This is a genomic window from Bacillus sp. NMCN1 (genome assembly GCF_002998085.1).
GTDB lineage: Bacteria > Bacillota > Bacilli > Bacillales > Bacillaceae > Bacillus.
This window is the reverse complement of sequence record NZ_PVQL01000004.1, coordinates 267,577-283,989: the sequence shown is the minus strand read 5'-3', so window position 1 is coordinate 283,989 and position 16,413 is coordinate 267,577. Positions and strand designations below refer to the sequence as shown.

At 39.1% G+C, this 16,413-nt stretch carries 24 protein-coding genes and 2 riboswitches; of the genes, 21 read left to right on the top strand and 3 right to left on the bottom strand.

Translation table 11 applies throughout. The features are described from left to right. Positions 1–44: 44 nt before the first annotated feature. The 8 genes from C6W21_RS19540 (at position 45) to C6W21_RS17785 (ending at position 2,938) form a co-directional block, all read left to right on the top strand. On the top strand, positions 45–164 hold the full coding sequence (locus C6W21_RS19540) for a class III lanthipeptide (RefSeq protein ID WP_189282670.1): 120 nt from the start codon (positions 45–47) through the stop codon (positions 162–164). A 59-nt stretch (positions 165–223) separates the two neighbouring features. Beyond that, complete coding sequence (locus C6W21_RS19125; RefSeq protein ID WP_189282669.1) at positions 224–343, top strand: class III lanthipeptide; 120 nt, start codon at positions 224–226, stop codon at positions 341–343. Between the two features lie 39 nt (positions 344–382). Then, positions 383–499 (top strand): class III lanthipeptide, encoded by a 117-nt coding sequence (locus tag C6W21_RS19120; RefSeq protein ID WP_189282668.1) that lies wholly within the window; start codon positions 383–385, stop codon positions 497–499. Positions 500–513: 14 nt separating this feature from the next. Next, the gene (locus C6W21_RS19115) at positions 514–648 is read left to right on the top strand and encodes a class III lanthipeptide (RefSeq protein ID WP_317615088.1); all 135 of its coding nucleotides are present in this window, start codon (positions 514–516) and stop codon (positions 646–648) included. Positions 649–778: 130 nt separating this feature from the next. Next, a complete protein-coding gene (locus C6W21_RS17795) occupies positions 779–1,636 on the top strand; it encodes an ABC transporter ATP-binding protein (protein ID WP_106029992.1) in 858 nt (285 codons plus the stop codon). Further along, a complete protein-coding gene (locus C6W21_RS17790; protein WP_106052002.1) occupies positions 1,633–2,271 on the top strand; it encodes an ABC-2 transporter permease in 639 nt (212 codons plus the stop codon). The genes C6W21_RS17795 and C6W21_RS17790 overlap by 4 nt, the downstream gene beginning before the upstream one ends. A 67-nt stretch (positions 2,272–2,338) precedes the next feature. After that, positions 2,339–2,476 (top strand): class III lanthipeptide, encoded by a 138-nt coding sequence (locus tag C6W21_RS19535; RefSeq protein WP_181286159.1) that lies wholly within the window; start codon positions 2,339–2,341, stop codon positions 2,474–2,476. Between the two features lie 171 nt (positions 2,477–2,647). Beyond that, complete coding sequence (locus C6W21_RS17785; protein WP_106051999.1) at positions 2,648–2,938, top strand: YfzA family protein; 291 nt, start codon at positions 2,648–2,650, stop codon at positions 2,936–2,938. A gap of 93 nt (positions 2,939–3,031) precedes the next feature. Here the strand turns inward: C6W21_RS17785 and C6W21_RS17780 are convergent, their stop codons facing one another. Then, positions 3,032–3,604: a GNAT family N-acetyltransferase gene (locus tag C6W21_RS17780; protein ID WP_106051997.1), complete on the bottom strand. Its 573-nt coding sequence runs from the start codon at positions 3,602–3,604 to the stop codon at positions 3,032–3,034. A 137-nt stretch (positions 3,605–3,741) separates the two neighbouring features. Here C6W21_RS17780 and C6W21_RS17775 point away from each other — a divergent pair, with 137 nt between their 5' ends. Further along, positions 3,742–4,311: a hypothetical protein gene (locus C6W21_RS17775; protein WP_106051995.1), complete on the top strand. Its 570-nt coding sequence runs from the start codon at positions 3,742–3,744 to the stop codon at positions 4,309–4,311. A gap of 44 nt (positions 4,312–4,355) precedes the next feature. On the opposite strand, the gene C6W21_RS17770 is transcribed toward C6W21_RS17775, so the two are convergent. Continuing rightward, the gene (locus tag C6W21_RS17770; RefSeq protein WP_106051993.1) at positions 4,356–4,529 is read right to left on the bottom strand and encodes a Fe3+ hydroxamate ABC transporter substrate-binding protein; all 174 of its coding nucleotides are present in this window, start codon (positions 4,527–4,529) and stop codon (positions 4,356–4,358) included. A 179-nt stretch (positions 4,530–4,708) separates the two neighbouring features. On the opposite strand from C6W21_RS17770, the gene C6W21_RS17765 reads away from it, so the two are divergent. Both C6W21_RS17765 and C6W21_RS17760 read left to right on the top strand, forming a co-directional pair. Then, positions 4,709–5,254 carry a sigma-70 family RNA polymerase sigma factor gene (locus C6W21_RS17765; RefSeq protein WP_106051991.1) on the top strand — a complete coding sequence of 182 codons (546 nt, stop codon included), beginning with the start codon at positions 4,709–4,711 and terminating at the stop codon, positions 5,252–5,254. Next, the gene (locus tag C6W21_RS17760) at positions 5,223–6,668 is read left to right on the top strand and encodes a DUF4179 domain-containing protein (RefSeq protein ID WP_106051989.1); all 1,446 of its coding nucleotides are present in this window, start codon (positions 5,223–5,225) and stop codon (positions 6,666–6,668) included. Before C6W21_RS17765 ends, C6W21_RS17760 begins: the two co-directional genes overlap by 32 nt. An 18-nt stretch (positions 6,669–6,686) precedes the next feature. Here the strand turns inward: C6W21_RS17760 and C6W21_RS17755 are convergent, their stop codons facing one another. Then, the gene (locus tag C6W21_RS17755; RefSeq protein WP_106051987.1) at positions 6,687–7,874 is read right to left on the bottom strand and encodes an MFS transporter; all 1,188 of its coding nucleotides are present in this window, start codon (positions 7,872–7,874) and stop codon (positions 6,687–6,689) included. Positions 7,875–7,975: 101 nt separating this feature from the next. Between C6W21_RS17755 and C6W21_RS17750 the strand changes: the two genes are divergently transcribed. The 10 genes from C6W21_RS17750 to purB all read left to right on the top strand — a co-directional run bounded on the left by C6W21_RS17750 (position 7,976) and on the right by purB (position 16,350). After that, positions 7,976–8,872, top strand: coding sequence for a LysR family transcriptional regulator (locus C6W21_RS17750; protein WP_106056807.1), 897 nt, complete (start codon positions 7,976–7,978; stop codon positions 8,870–8,872). 115 nt (positions 8,873–8,987) lie between these two features. Continuing rightward, positions 8,988–9,089, top strand: a riboswitch (purine riboswitch). 145 nt (positions 9,090–9,234) lie between these two features. Next, the gene (locus C6W21_RS17745) at positions 9,235–10,560 is read left to right on the top strand and encodes an NCS2 family permease (protein WP_106056805.1); all 1,326 of its coding nucleotides are present in this window, start codon (positions 9,235–9,237) and stop codon (positions 10,558–10,560) included. A gap of 206 nt (positions 10,561–10,766) precedes the next feature. Then, positions 10,767–10,928 (top strand): hypothetical protein, encoded by a 162-nt coding sequence (locus tag C6W21_RS19105; RefSeq protein WP_166644707.1) that lies wholly within the window; start codon positions 10,767–10,769, stop codon positions 10,926–10,928. Between the two features lie 11 nt (positions 10,929–10,939). Beyond that, positions 10,940–11,122, top strand: coding sequence for a YezD family protein (locus tag C6W21_RS17740; RefSeq protein ID WP_034282845.1), 183 nt, complete (start codon positions 10,940–10,942; stop codon positions 11,120–11,122). A gap of 216 nt (positions 11,123–11,338) precedes the next feature. Beyond that, a complete protein-coding gene (locus C6W21_RS17735; protein ID WP_106056803.1) occupies positions 11,339–12,130 on the top strand; it encodes a hypothetical protein in 792 nt (263 codons plus the stop codon). Between the two features lie 202 nt (positions 12,131–12,332). Continuing rightward, positions 12,333–12,887, top strand: a complete 555-nt coding sequence (locus tag C6W21_RS17730; RefSeq protein WP_003214176.1) for a DUF2179 domain-containing protein — start codon at positions 12,333–12,335, stop codon at positions 12,885–12,887. Further along, positions 12,884–13,084, top strand: a complete 201-nt coding sequence (locus C6W21_RS17725) for an NETI motif-containing protein (protein ID WP_099727399.1) — start codon at positions 12,884–12,886, stop codon at positions 13,082–13,084. Before C6W21_RS17730 ends, C6W21_RS17725 begins: the two co-directional genes overlap by 4 nt. Before the next feature lie 79 nt (positions 13,085–13,163). Further along, positions 13,164–13,265: riboswitch (purine riboswitch) on the top strand. 169 nt (positions 13,266–13,434) lie between these two features. Continuing rightward, positions 13,435–13,923, top strand: coding sequence for a 5-(carboxyamino)imidazole ribonucleotide mutase (purE, locus tag C6W21_RS17720; protein ID WP_106052120.1), 489 nt, complete (start codon positions 13,435–13,437; stop codon positions 13,921–13,923). Further along, positions 13,916–15,058 (top strand): 5-(carboxyamino)imidazole ribonucleotide synthase, encoded by a 1,143-nt coding sequence (gene purK, locus C6W21_RS17715; protein WP_106051977.1) that lies wholly within the window; start codon positions 13,916–13,918, stop codon positions 15,056–15,058. Before purE ends, purK begins: the two co-directional genes overlap by 8 nt. Then, positions 15,055–16,350: an adenylosuccinate lyase gene (gene purB, locus C6W21_RS17710; protein WP_106051975.1), complete on the top strand. Its 1,296-nt coding sequence runs from the start codon at positions 15,055–15,057 to the stop codon at positions 16,348–16,350. The genes purK and purB overlap by 4 nt, the downstream gene beginning before the upstream one ends. The last annotated feature ends 63 nt before the right edge of the window (positions 16,351–16,413 follow it).

Sequence of the window (16,413 nt, the reverse complement as noted above, 5' to 3'; positions counted from 1 at the left end):
TTGAGATTTAAACTAAACAATTTGATTTATGGAGGGGTGAAAATATGAAAGATGTTTTAAAACTTCAACAATTAACAGAGAATACCGAAACGAAAAATGAGGAAGTGTGGTTCACTATTACAACCATTTCAGTCACATTATCAACAATTAGTAATCACTGTTAATTGATAATATCTAGTTGAACTATAAAGTCTATATTATCCTTGAAAGGAGGTGAGAAAGGATGAAAGATGTTTTAAAACTTCAACAATTAACAGAAGGTTCTGAAGTAGAACCAGAGAGATGGTATACGATTTTCACAACATTAGTGGGAAGTTCAACGGTTAGCAATAACTGCAAATAATATCGGTAATAAAATAATTTCTAAATGTGGGGGATAGTTATGAATGAAGTTTTAAAACTCCAGCAATTAAATGAAGATTCTGAAGTAAGTCCAGAGGCGTGGTATACGATTTTCACCACATTAGTGGGGAGCTCAACCATTAGCAATAACTGCTAAAAAATTTACTCATAATGAAAAGAGGGATAATAATGAAAGATGTATTGAAATTACAACAATTAACAGAGAATTCTGAAGTAGAGCCTGAAAGATGGTATACGATTTTTACCACATTAGTGGGAAGTTCAACAGTTAGTAACAATTGCTAAAAAAAGCAAAAAAATAAGTTCGAATTTCACATGTAAAAAATTTGAAATGTCAATTATAATTGAAGTCAATCTGAAAAACTAGGAAAAGGATAGTAAATCCTTTTCCTGTTTATTAAGAAAGGTGAATAGAGTGGAATACGTATTAGAAGTTCAAAAGGTTTCAAAAAAGTACTCTCATTCCGATTTTCAATTAAGAGATATATCATTTAAGATTCCTAAGTCTTCAATTGTTGGCTTTATTGGGGAAAATGGTGCCGGCAAAACCTCAACTTTTGGGACGATATTAAGCTCATTAAAAAAACAAAATGGAACGATTAAAATCTTTGATAAAGTAGAACCGCATAATGATATTTCGATAAAAGAGAACATAGGTGTTGTTTTTGATAATAATAATTTTTCAGAAAACATAAGTATTACTCAATTATCAAAGGTATTATCCAACATCTATCGCCAATGGGATAATGAAAAGTTTTTTAAGTATATAGATTTATTTTCATTACCTAAGAATGGATTAGTAGGTAAACTCTCGCGAGGAATGTCTATGAAGTTGTCTATTTCTGTAGCACTTTCCCATAATGCAAAGTTGTTATTACTAGATGAAGCAACCTCCGGACTAGATCCTGTTAGTAGAGATGAAGTTTTGACTATCTTAAAGGATTACGTAAAGAATAATGAATGTTCAATTTTGCTATCTTCGCACATTATTAGTGATATAGAGTTAATCGCTGATCATCTTATATTTATAAAGTCCGGTGAAATTCTATTAGATATTAGTAAAAGCAAACTTCTTGATGACTATTCTATTTTAGAATGTAAATCAAAGGACTTAGAAATGGTTAAAGAGATAGCACTTGCCTATACTTATAAAAACAAAGATTTGATAGAAGTACTTGTATCAAATGATAAAGTAATTCCTGATCGCTTTTTTCGGAAAAATTCCTCACTTAATGAAATAACATTAATGTTATTAAGAGGAAAAAGAATATGAAAGGGTTAATTTTAAACGATATTTACATTATACAAAAAGGAATTAAAACCGCCATCATCCTCTCTACATTATGTATGTTATTCCTTTTATTTACAAAAAGTGATATTGTATTTAAAGTAGCTGTCTTGTTACCCTTTTTAATTATTCCTGTAAAATCATTTGAAATACTAAAATATGATGTGAAATCTGGTTGGGACAAATTTTCATTTACGTTACCGGTTAAAAGAACAAATTTAGTTAAGGCTAAGTACATTACATTTTTAATTTTAATAACTTTAAGTTTTCTTTTAAGTTTTGGTTTATTTTTTTCAATTGATCTTTTATTATTTCCTACATTAACCTTTGAATATTACAACCAAATATTGAGAGGATTAGGATTAATTATATGTGTGGGTGCTATGCTATATCCTTTGACATATAAATTAGGAATTGAAAAATCTGATTCGATAACCATATATAGTTTGGGTTTTTCTTTTGGTGTGTTTTTCTCGTTAGCTTTTGTGGCTAAGCTTGTACTAGAACCGAATAGAATTGCTGACATGATATTTTCAGTCGTGTTTTTTGGGTTATCAGTTTTCTTTTTAATCATTTCATATCTAATCTCGTGTTCGCTTGTTAAACGTAAAGAATTTTAAAATGGATAAAATAATCATGAATAAAAACTGGTGAATTTATTCATCAATAAAATTTGGAGGAATAATAATGAAAAAGGTATTAGAATTACAACAACTTAACAATGAAGAGCAACCAGAAATAGGACCAACAATAACAACAATCACAGTAATTCCCACTACTTTCATTTCACTCCTGAGTAACCATTGTGATAATCATGCATCGTAACGCAATCTAATTTCTTTGTGAGTTTTTTGAAAAAGGAAAATTTGAAAATTAGCCCATTATGATGATTTGTCCAAATGTAAGAAATTTTATTGTAAGTAAAAGAAGTGAGCTAAAAAGAAAGATTAAAGATACATTCTTACTAGTCAGTCATACAGAAGGGAGTGTGAAGATGTGGACAAAAAAAACAGTCAGCGTTCTTTGATCAAACGCAGTTGGTTTCACACCTTTTTAGCTTTTATTGCATCACAGCTATACATTATGTTTGTAGAGAGAACCGGAATTGGTCCTAACATGAGGGGGATCAATGGTACGTTTATTGAAAATATTGTGAATTTAGATTTATATCAAAGGTATTTTACCTTTTATGAAACTCCTTGGTATAATCTGTTTACCATTTTTTTTGGGGCAATTACAATTATACATATGACAACAGGTATTATGAAAGATATTCGAAATGGATAAATATTTATTAGAAAAACGAGAAATACGTTATGCTAACTCTGAATCCCGCTATTAGTTTTTTTAATAGAGGGATTTTTCCTTATTCTTCATCTGTTATAATCTGTTGAATTCCATTTTTAGAATAGAATACATACACACATTAACAAACCCCTTTTGACCTAGCTCGTACTCTCTTAATAACCCCTCTTTTACAAAATAGAGCATTTCAACTAATTTTATAGAAGATGTATTTTCAGGATCAATAATCGCTTCAATCCGATTCAGGTTCATTTCCTGAAACCCATATCGTAACACCGCAGCAATTGCCTCACTCATGATGCCTTTTCTCCAATGATCCTGATGCAATTCATAGCCAATTTCCGTTCGGCAGTGCTGTTTTTCTAGATTGAGAAAGCCGCAGCTGCCGATAATGGCTGGATTGTCTTTTAGAGAAATGCCCCACCGGAGGCCAGTTTGTTCTTTGAAGATATTGTCATACCACTTGATTTCTCCTTTTGTGTCTTCGAGGGTTTCATGAGCATCAATACCCATGTATCGGCACACGGTTTCATTGGATAAATAGATGTGCATATCCTCAGCATCTTCGATCGTTGCTTTTTTTAAGATCAATCTTTCGGTATGTATCGTTGGAAATGTTTGTGGAAATATCAGCTTATGTCTAGTCATATGTATCTCCTATTGTTTATTTTATTTAAATTATACCTGTATTGGTACAATTTGTGGAATGCTCTGATATAATATGAATTTATATCGAGGGAATCATTTACATTCGAATTATACAAAAGAAAAAGAGGATAAGAGGAATGGGCATTTTTTTGATCATGATTTGTATCATGATGATCACCGTATCTTTAGTGATTTATTTATTTAAAAAGGGAATCATTCGTTCTAAAGTTTTAGTGATAGTAGGTTCTGTTTTAGGAGGAACCGTACTAGTTGTTTGGATATCAATGTTTTTTAATTTTCACTCTATCACTTTAACAGATGAATCGATAGGTCATTTTAAGATCGGTCAAACATTCAAGGGAGATCATAATTTTGTGGAGAATACTCAATTCTCTCATCCTAAACAGACGGTCTATATGGAAAAAGAAAATCAAGATTTTTTAGTATCAGTTGATCAACATCATCGAGTTATATCTATTTACAATCAGTCAAAACAAAAAAACCTTCAAACATCTAAGGGAGTTAAAATTGGAGAAGATTATTCATCTGTGATACAAACATATGGAGATCAATTCAAGAAGCTCTGGTTTGTCGAAGGATATAGCAAAGGTATACAATATCAAGATCAATCAAACGGTATCATTTTGGAGTTCTTTTTCAATAACAATACACTAGCACTCATTGAACTTCGTAGTAAACGGGAGTGAAATAGTAGAAAGTAAAAACGAGCATTCTATTGAAATGCTCGTTTTTATGTTGTTTTTTCATAACATGCCTTACAATAAAAAACCCCTTCATTCCTCAGCCAAGCCTTCACCTCTGTCATCCCTCGTCTCTTTGGATAGACCAGCTTGACGTACACTTCTTCGTTTCCTTCTATCTTTTTCTTACAGCTAGCACACGTAGGTTCTTCGAATCGAAACAATCGACATACTCCTTTTTGTAGATATTTCTTCCATTATATCAAATATTCAATTTGTTCTTTCGACTCCATTCTTCACTTTTTCTATTTTTGTCCGACATATGCTAAGTAAAAGAAATGTCCATTTGTTGAAACCGTTTGAGAGAAAGCCTGCTCTAACAGGTGTAGGAGGTGTGAGTGAGATGAAGCAAGTGCGTCTAATTAAAAAAGCACAAAAAGGGAATGTCCCGGCATTTGAGAAATTAATGCTGATGTATCAGGAGCGTTTATATAAAACGGCTTTTCTCTACACAAGAAATAAAGAGGATTCGTTAGATGCTGTTCAGGAGACGGTATTTAAAGCGTTTAAGCATCTATCTGGCTTGAAAGAACCAGCTTATTTTTCTAGCTGGCTGACTCGGATTTTGATTCATACAATTTTTGCGATGAAGAAAAAGCAGCAAGATGTTGTTCCGTTTGATCAGCAGCACGAAAGCGTTGAGCGGAATGATTTTTTGGAAGACAAGCTAGATTTAAAACATGCACTTGATGTGTTAGACGAGCAATACCAGATTGTGATTCAGCTATTTTATTTTCAAGATTATTCGATTTCGATGATTTCTCAGCAGATGGGTATGCCTGAAGGAACGGTCAAAACTCATTTGTATCGCGCAAGAAAGTTATTAAAGCAAACATTGGAAAAGGAGGAGAGTGTCGATGAAACGAAAAGAAATGAAAAAGCTTTATGATGAGATTGAAGTACCAATGGTAGAAGTAACTTCTGCGGTTCGCCAAGCAATAGGAGATGTGAAAGCGGAAAAGAAAAGACGTTGGTTCACATGGAATTGGAGAACGCCAATATACTCTGTCATCTTACTGATCGTTCTTTATTTTTCATCAGGCTTCCTTTTTCCTTCTCTTAATACAGCGATGGCACGTGTCCCGATTATTGGACAGTTTTATATGATGTTTCACGATAAAGTAGGAATGTCTCTTTTTCAGAGTGATTTGGTGAAGCATGTCAATGAGGGGGCTGAATCAAGAGGGGTTACTGTGAAAGTAAACAGTGTGTACTATGATGCCGGGCGGCTTGTTTATACGTTTACTGTGGAGAATTTCCATACAAAAGAAGATTTTGTATCGTTTAGAGTGAATCCAGAAAAAATCGATGGAAACTTTCAACTGAATTTTGATAAAACAGAGTTAAAAAAATTAAAAGATGGCCGCTATGTTGGGCAGACGGAAGTCTATACAAATGGACAAACGATCAAACAAGGTCAACAAGTACCGCTTGTTATTTCGAAGATTGGGGATATTGTAGGAAATTGGCGCTTCAAGTTACCTGTGGTCAAGCAAAAAACCACTTTATTAGCGGGACAAAAAGACGTGTCTATTTTAAATGGACGTTATCAAATAAGAAACGTAAAGGTAGAAAATGGAGTGAATGGCTCTGCTATTCAATATGCCATTGATTACAATGGTTTTGCCAAAGATGATAAAGTCAGTATAGATGGAATGAAAGATAATTTAGGGAATGAGTATGAGCTTGAGATTGGAACCGTTTTAAGAAAAAAACAACTGACTTCTGACAAAACTAGAAAAGATCATTTGACGATTTTGAATCAACCGATTAATCCAAAGGCGACTGAATTGACATTTTACACGGATGTGAGAAACGAACGAGAATACAGCCACATTATTCCTCTTCAGACAAAGCTGCCTGTTCAGTTCAAAACAAAACACCATGGCATCGGAATCAAAATCAATAAGATAGAGCAAAAAGACCGTTCTGTGATTGTTGATTATCAATTTACTGGAGTAGATCAAAAAGAATTAGATCAGGATGTGATGGAGAATATAGGTGAATTCATTGGATTAGGCGATGTTGAAAAGATGAAATCATGGCCCGATCCACAAGCAGACTATGAAAGCGGATATTATTTGAAGGGGAACCATGCGGAGATGACGAATTTAAAGACAGCTTCCATGCAATCCACCTTTGAATTTGATGATAAGAATCTAGAGACTTTATCATTAAACCATTTTTCTTTTAAAGAATATGGGCTTTATCTTGATTTGTCAGAACTGAATATGTTGGCGCCACAGAAAGCGATAAAGGTAACCATTCCAGTCAAAAAAGAAACATCAAACGCTAGTCAATAAATAAAAGAGCGAACATGGTTATACATGTTCGCTTTTGGTCTGCTTTTGGACCAGTCGATTACGATGGAACGAGTACCGAATCAACATGAACGCAACAAAGCTGGCTAATCCGCCAATCCAGCTTAAATTTGTTACGTTTGTATATTGAATAATTACACCGCCAATTGACGATCCGAGCATCATGCCGATATTCATAATCGCTGTATTAAAACTCAGCACGGTTTCTGATGCTTGGGGTTTTAGAGCGATGAGGTAAAACTGCTTCGCTGGAGTTGTCGTCCATGTAGCGATGCCCCATATGGCAAGCGTGATCAAGACGCTAATTGTAGAAAATTGCGTAAAGAATAAGGCAAAGAGAGCGAACATCTGGATCATGATGCTGATCGAGATGGTTCGGTTTGGCCCCCATTGATCAACGGCGAAGCCGCCAAATCGTGAGCCTATAAAAGCAGCGATTCCTAAAATGAGTAAGGCGATACTTGTCATTTCAAGAGAGAAGCCAGCGGTCTGTCGTAATAAAGGCGAGATATAAGCGAATACCATTGTGTAGCCTAAGATCCAAAAGACGGTCGTAGCTAAGCCGCTGATCACTCTGCTATCTTGAAGGAGATGTAATTGCTGCTTCAATGGTAGATGTGAATGTCCCTCCATGCGTGGCAGTAATTGATAAAGCAGGATCAAGAGACAAGCAGTACCTAGCGCAATGATGAGAAAAATATAGTGCCAATCCACATGACCTGATAGAAATGTGCCAATAGGGACACCAAGTACGAGTGAAACTGTAAAACCAGTTATGACCGTTGCCATCGCACTTCCCTTTTTTTCTGGCGGGGCGATCTGCGCTGCATAATTCGTGGCGACCACAATATATAAACCGCCGCTCATGGCCATGATGACTCGGGATAGCAGGAGCAGCACAAAGTGATGGCTAAAAAAGGCGACCACATTGCCTAAAATAAACACAACAATAGCCGCTAACAGAACCTTTTTTCGGTTCAATTTTGATGTTGCCATGACTAAAAAGAGAGCGCCTACTGCATAAAAGAGAGAGTAAACGGTGATAAGCTGCCCGGCAGCAGGAATGGAGATGTGTAAATCAACAGCAATGATATCTAGAATGCCTGACACGACGAATTCTGAAGTGCCTGTGACAAATGAACCGACAGCTAAAAGAATAATCAATAGCTGATGTGATGTGTTTTTCATGTTTGAACCCTTCCTTCGTTTTGATACGTTGTATTTAGTTTAAATTCCGTGCTAACATAAGTAAAATTGATGTTTTTCATGAAGGAGATGAGTGAATACTCATGAGCTTTGTTCGCTTTGATATTATCGCCAAAGTGGTGGAGCTTGGCAGTTTTACCGCAGCAGCTGAAGCATTAAATATGACGCAGTCCGCCGTGAGTCATGCAGTGGCGAGTTTAGAAACGGAGTGGGGTGTGTCTTTATTCATTCGTGATCGAAAAAAGGGCATTATGCTGACAGACATCGGTCAAACCCTTCTCCCGCATATTAGAGAAGTGTTAAATAGAGTGGAGAAGATCCAGCAGGAAATTGCGCTAACGAAAAATATTGAAACAGGTATGATTCGTATCGGCACATTTGCCAGTGCCTCTTCTTGTTTATTGCCTAAGCTGCTTGTGAGCTATCAGAAAAAACATCCAAAAATCGAATTTAAATTCTATGAGGGAACGTATGAAGAAATATTGGAGTGGCTGGATTCTGGCATCATTGATGTTGGATTTGTTGTGAAAGGCCATGCGGATGAAGCCTTTGATTTACTGCCGCTTATGAAAGATGAGATGGTCGTCGCCTATCACCCAAATCATCGATATGAACAGCAGCCCATTGTAGATATAACAGATTTGGCGGGTGAACCATTTATTATGCCGACTGGCATGTATCAATCACATGTAGAAGGTATTTTTTCGGAGGCGCAAATGAAGCCAGCTGTTTTATTTGAAGTTCATGATTGTACGACCATTGCCCGTATGGTCGGGGAAGGACTTGGTGTCACAATAGGCCCTGAGTTATTTTTAAAAACGCAGCAGCTTGTGCATATTCGCCAGTTGAATGTCTCTCATCATCGTGAGGTTGCGCTCGCCTGTCCGTCTCTCTCCCAAGCTTCTCCGGCAGTGAAAGAGTTTTTCCATGTAGCCGAAGCGGTTTTTGCAAAAGAGAAGGATTTGGGGAAGGGTGTATAAAGAACTAGATATGAATTTCCAAATTCGTGTAATAAGACGAATGAAGCGGACATTTCTTTGAAAAATGTTCGCTTTTCGTATTGTGTTTTAAAAATGAAGTTGGTACAATAGACACAGAAATCAAATAGATAGAAGTCGTATAATCGCGGGGATATGGCCCGCAAGTTTCTACCAAGCTACCGTAAATGGCTTGACTACGTCAATTCACACTCGTTTGATATAAATCATGCATTGTTCTTGTTTTATGTCACAGTCTGAATTCACACTTGTAGTCAAGCGTCCCAAAACTATTGGGGCGTTTTTTATTTGACTTGTGAATGGGACAGACTAAAGCAAAAGGACATGAAGGGAGTCAGTTGGCTTTGAAACAGTTTTTTCAGTTTGATGAGTTAGGTACGAATTACCGCAGAGAGATCATCGGTGGTTTAACCACATTTTTGTCGATGGCTTACATTCTGTTTGTTAATCCGATCACACTTGCATTAGTGTCTGTGCCGGATTTTCCAGATAAATTACGAATTGATCAGGGGGCAGTCTTTACAGCGACGGCGTTAGCTTCTGCTGCAGGGTGTATTCTGATGGGGTTGATCGCCAGGTATCCGATTGCGATTGCACCCGGTATGGGTCTGAATGCGTTCTTCGCCTTTTCGGTTGTGCTTGGCATGGGCATCAAATGGGAAGCTGCACTTTCAGGTGTGTTTGTTTCAGGATTGATTTTCGTTGCTCTTTCTTTAACAGGTTTCCGTGAAAAAATCATCAATGCCATTCCAGCTGAGCTGAAGCTGGCAGTTGGTGCAGGTATTGGTTTGTTCATTACGTTTGTTGGTCTACAAGGCTCTGGCATTATCGCCAATAATGATAATACGCTCGTTTCGATTGGGAACATTCATAGCGGTCCTGTCCTGTTGACAGTATTTGGTATCGTTGTGACGGTCATTTTAATGGTACTTCGAGTGAATGCAGGTGTCTTCATTGGGATGCTTTTGACAGCTATTGCAGGGATGATTTTTGGTCTTGTGCCAGTACCATCTCAAATTGTGGGAAGTATTCCAAGCTTGTCTCCAACCTTTGGTCAGGCCTTGATTCACTTGCCAGAAATTTTCTCCATTCAAATGCTTGTCGTGATTTTAACGTTCCTATTCGTTGGATTCTTTGATACAGCTGGTACACTTGTGGCTGTGGCAACGCAGGCTGGTTTAATGAAAAATAATGAGCTTCCTCGTGCAGGAAGAGCGCTTCTGGCGGATTCTTCTTCTATTGTTGTAGGTTCTATTCTTGGTACATCTACAACAACATCTTATGTTGAATCTAGCTCAGGTGTTGCTGCTGGTGCGCGTTCTGGTTTTGCAGCTGTCGTCACAGGTATTTTCTTCTTGCTTGCGATGTTCTTCTCACCACTTTTATCCATCGTTACAAAGAATGTGACAGCACCTGCTTTAATCATTGTCGGTGCACTGATGGTCGCTCCGCTGGCGAAGATTGCATGGGATCGTTTTGAAATTGCGGTACCAGCTTTCTTAACGATGATTATGATGCCACTGACATACAGTATTGCAACAGGGATCGCGGTTGGCTTTATTTTCTACCCGATTACGATGATCTTTAAAGGGAAAGCGAAAGAAGTGCATCCAATTATGTACGGATTGTTTGTCATCTTTATTCTATATTTTGTTTTCTTAAATCATTAATTGAACATGAAACAGCAGCTCATGGAAGCTGCTGTTTTTTTGTTAAAAAAATCAAAACATAGTTGACTTATAGGAATTATGTGTTTATGATAAAAAGACATAATTCGCTGATTGGATCACCAAAGGCGCTTTGATTTCCTTTTTTAATAGAAGGTTTCAGGGTGCCTTTTTTTCTTGCAGACATTCAAAAGGGGAGGAGATGTCTTTTGTCACGCTGGCTTCGACAGGTGATTGAACGAAAAAAGCAGGTGCTGATTCAAAAGCTCCTTTTATGGGGGCATGAAGAAAAGCAGGAAGCGCTCATGCATTATACGATTCATGAGCTGGAAAATGAGGTTCTCTATTTAAAAGAGCGAAAACAAAAATAGGGGGATGAGCGATGGATGAACAAAAGCTGAATTATATTTTATCTGCCTTAAAAGGGATCGACTATGGATCAGTGGTCATCACCATTCATAATGGACATATTACACAGGTCGATACGACCAAAAAGACTCGGTTCCCCGCTCATCAGGAGAATCTCCGGGTCCAGCAAGGAAAGCGGAGCCACTATCGTTCATGACGGATTGCAACGTGATAAAAAGCTGATGGAGGCCGTCAGCTTTTTTGTTTTGTCTTATTTTCTGTCCGTTTTAAAACCTCTGCTGCCTTTTATCCGTCTATTCGTATGAACGTCAAGGAATCTTGACTGAATAGAGAGACTCCGCTACTTTAAGAGGAGTCATCCGAACAGATCATTTACTTGAGCCTGTAAGGATTGGATAGGAGTTGATATGAGATGTTAGAGAAAGATCAAGATCAGGGGACATCTGAAAAGAAAAACGAAGAGTCATCAATAGATCAAGAAACAAGGCAATCCCGCCTCAGCCGCAGCGCTGCAAAACGAGGAAGAACCTCAAAATCAGCGGATGATGAGCGTTCAGCTATACAGCGTATACTGCAAGGTGTAGGAGGCGCGTTTAAGCGCTATGGCTCATATGGACTTGCGATGTTAAAATCACCGAGTCGAGCAATAAACCAAGCGGAAACATTACGCATGAAGTACGCCTGGATTTCGATTGTGTTATTCAGCGTATTTTTTGCTTTAGGCAACTATGTTCAATTAAAGGCGTCAAAGACCCGTTTATTAGGCTTTGGCATTCATTACTCTTTTGGTGACGCCTTTTTGAGGATAGCGGTCTTTACACTCATCCTGTTGACATTGATGATGCTTACCGTCTGGTTACTCGGAAAGTACATGCTAAAAGGAAACATATCACTGAAAGAAGTGATCATGAAGTTTGGTGCCGCCCTTGTGCCAGTTTTGGTTTTATCCATCCTTTGGCTTGTATTTGCCATGATGAATATTCCATATGTGACGGTCATTTTATCTGTGATGATGTTTTTCGGTCTCCAGTTGATTGCGGTCGTGCTTTTTCGCTCGATTCAATCAGACCATGAAGCGATGCGCGGAGATTTGATGTATGCGGGCTGGGTCTTTTTATTGGTGGAGCTTGTCATCATTGCACTGTTCTGGAGCATTGTCGGAGAGTATTTGATTCCTTCACTTGTGCCTGTTCGATTTGGATAAACACACTGAAAGCCTCCTTTTTTGAAAAAGGGGGTTTTCATGTTGAGAAGAGGAAAAAACGGGTAAACTCTTGGTAACAAAGACCACCTTTGTTGTCGAAAGATATATGTGTTTTTCTCGCGCAAATTTGATTGTATCAAGGTATGTTCTCTAGTAGAATATGGGGTGCTTTATTTGATTTTTAGTGCAGGGGGTTCGAATCGTGCTTCAACAACTTTTATCCAATGCGTTCACCATGGTTTTGATCATTTTAGTCATTAATATTGTCTATGTCTCTTTCTCCACCATGCGATTGATTTTAACAATGAAAGGAAGACGGTACGCAGCAGCATTTGCTGGTACGATTGAAATGCTTATTTATGTGATTGGATTAAGTATCGTACTTGATAACTTAGATCAAATCCAAAATGTCATTGCGTATGCGCTAGGTTATGGGATGGGGATCATTGTCGGGATGAAAATTGAAGAGAAGCTGGCACTTGGCTACACAACTGTTAACGTGATCACAAAAGAATTAGATGTCGATCTCCCAAGACAATTGAGAGAAAAAGGATATGGTGTCACCACCTGGGCAGCAGGCGGTCTTGAAGGAGACCGGTCAGCAATGCAAATTTTAACACCGAGAAAATATGAACTGCAATTATATGAAACGATTAAAACGCTTGATTCAAAGGCGTTTATCATCTCATATGAGCCCAAATCGATTCACGGCGGCTTCTGGGTGAAGGCTGTGAAGAAAAGGAGAATTAAAGAATGACCGCAAAACCAAAGAAGAAGAAATTCTACGTGGAAGACAACATGACGATCGACCAAGTGTTGTCCCAGATGGCAGAGGAAGGCTATTCGCCTGTCCGTCGAATGGAGGAGCCGATCTTTCAGGAAAAGAAGGAAAATGGGTCGATTCAGATCATTCCGATTGGGAAAAAAATCGTATTTGAAGGAAAAATAGTCTAAACACGAACATTAAAACGACGACTTCATAGATTGTTCGATAAATCCGTTGACATCATGAACATCCGTTGTTAAGATAAACATGAAATCAAAACACGAACCTCATATAATCTTGGGAATAGGGCCCATAAGTTTCTACCCAGTTACCGTAAATGACTGGACTATGCAGGATAGTGAACAAAACTGACATGGCGTTTCAAAAGCGAACAGCGCTTACCATGGCCCGGTTTGTGTTGCTTCCTAACAATGCAATGCAAATCGGGCTTTTTTGTTCGGCGTTTGACAAGCTGCTTAGGTTTGGGAAGCGTGTCAAACGATACAAAATCGAATATCAGCTTAAAGGTGGGGACAAAATGAAGCCGCTTGTAGGTGTCATCATGGGAAGTACATCTGATTGGGAAACAATGAAAAATGCGTGCGATATCTTAGAGGAATTAGACATTCCGTATGAAAAACAGGTGGTATCGGCACACCGGACACCTGACTTGATGTTTGAATATGCGACAGAAGCAAGAGGTAAAGGACTAAAAGTCATCATTGCCGGTGCTGGAGGCGCAGCACATTTACCGGGGATGGTCGCAGCAAAAACGACACTGCCGGTCATTGGTGTGCCCGTACAATCAAAAGCACTAAATGGGCTGGATTCCTTATTATCCATCGTTCAAATGCCAGGCGGTGTACCAGTTGCGACAGTGGCGATTGGCAAAGCCGGTGCAACAAATGCAGGGCTTCTTGCCGCGCAAATGATTTCAGCATTTGATGAAACAGTCGCTGCTCGCCTTGAAGAAAGAAGAGAGCAAACAAAACAGACTGTACTAGAAAGCAGTGATCAGCTTGGCTAAGCAGACCATTTTTCCTAACGCAACCATCGGTATTATCGGCGGAGGACAGCTTGGCAGATATATGGCCGTCAGCGCAAAGCAAATGGGATACCGGGCAGCTGTCTTAGACCCAGTCACACAATCTCCTTGTGGACAGGTTGCTGATACAGAAATCACAGGTGCATATAGTGACCTCGAAGCGATTCGACAGCTGGCAGAAATCAGCGATGTCGTGACATATGAATTTGAAAATATTGATTATAATGCACTTAATCAATTGAAGGAAGAAGCAAATTTACCGCAAGGAAGTGAACTTCTTCTTTTAACTCAAAATCGTGAAACGGAGAAAAAAGGGATTGTAGACGCAGGCTGTGAAGTCGCACCTTATCGCATCATTCATGATGAAAAAGAGCTGGAAGACGCAGTGGCTGTGCTTGATTTGCCAGCCGTGCTGAAAACATGCAGAGGCGGCTACGACGGAAAAGGACAGTACGTGATCAAGGAAAAAGGACAGCTTCATGAAGCAGCTGCATTGCTTACACATGGGACATGTATTTTAGAAAGCTGGGTCCCATTTCAAATGGAGCTCTCGGTCATCGTCACTCGTTCTATTCATGGGGAGATTGCGGTATTCCCAGTCGCTGAGAACATTCATAAGCACAACATTTTGTTCCAAAGCATTGTGCCTGCAAGGATAGAGGAACGCATTCAGAAGAAGGCAAAAGAACTGGCAACGACACTGGCTGAAAAGCTGGGGCTAGTCGGTACACTTGCTGTAGAACTGTTCCTGACAAACGAGGGAGAGCTGCTCGTCAATGAACTGGCGCCGCGCCCGCATAATTCTGGTCATTATACGCTCGATTTATGTGAGACGAGTCAGTTTGAACAGCATATTCGCGCGATATGCGGTTTGCCGCTTGGCGGTACAGCCCTTTTATCAGAGGGCATGATGGTGAACTTATTAGGCGATGAAGTGGACATCCCAAAAGAGCATCCTGAGCTTCTCAAAGAAGCGAAACTTTATCTATATGGAAAGCATGAAGTAAAAGCCGGCCGCAAAATGGGGCATATGACATTTATGAAACAGCTCGATAATGAATGGATGACAAACATCACAAAGATATGGACTGAAAGAGATGGAGGAAACGGGAAATGATCGAACGTTACGCACGACCAGAAATGTCAGCAATCTGGACAGAGGGAAACAAATTTAATGCATGGCTTGAAGTAGAAATTCTTGCTTGTGAAGCTTGGGCAGAGCTTGGCGTTATTCCGAAAGAAGACGTTGTGACCATGCGCAAGAATGCAAGCTTTGATATTGATCGTATTCTAGAGATTGAACAAGACACGCGCCACGACGTGGTTGCCTTTACGCGTGCTGTATCTGAATCTCTAGGAGAAGAAAGAAAGTGGGTTCATTACGGGTTAACATCTACAGACGTAGTGGATACGGCGCTTTCATATCTATTAAAACAGGCGAACGATATCTTGCTCAAGGACATTGAGAGATTTGTTGACATCCTAAAAGAAAAAGCAAAAGAGCACAAATATACCGTCATGATGGGCCGAACACATGGTGTACACGCTGAACCGACAACATTTGGTCTGAAGCTTGCTCTTTGGTACGAAGAAATGAAGCGTAACCTAGAACGTTTTAAACAAGCAAAAGCTGGCATCGAATACGGTAAAATTTCTGGTGCTGTTGGCACATATGCGAACATCGACCCGTTTGTTGAGCAATATGTATGTGAGAAGCTTGGCATCAAAGCTGCACCAATTTCAACCCAAACCTTGCAGCGTGACCGTCATGCAGATTACATGGCTACTCTTGCGCTCGTCGCAACAAGCATTGAGAAATTCGCTGTTGAAATTCGTGGACTTCAAAAGAGTGAAACACGTGAAGTAGAAGAGTTCTTTGCAAAAGGACAAAAAGGATCATCAGCGATGCCGCATAAACGGAACCCAATCGGCTCTGAAAATATGACGGGAATTGCCCGCGTCATCCGTGGATATATGCTGACAGCTTATGAAAATGTACCGCTTTGGCATGAGCGTGATATTTCTCATTCCTCTGCTGAGCGCATCATTTTACCAGATGCAACGATTGCACTGAACTATATGCTGAACCGTTTCTCAAACATCGTGAAGAACTTGACGGTCTTCCCTGAGAACATGAAACGCAACATGGACCGCACACTTGGCTTGATTTACTCACAGCGCGTTCTTCTTGCATTAATCGATACAGGCATGGCACGTGAAGAGGCATATGATACGGTTCAGCCAAAGGCGATGGAAGCGTGGGAAAAGCAGGTGCCATTCCGTTCATTAGTAGAAGCGGAGGAAAAAATCACATCACGCTTAACACCTGAACAAATCGCTGACTGCTTCGATTACAACTATCACTTGAAAAATGTCGATATGATTTTCGAACGTCTAGGTCTTGCGTAAGAAATGGGCCGCCTGCTTGTCAGGTGCCCAATCCTGAAAATTGCCAACATTCAAATTAGGAGG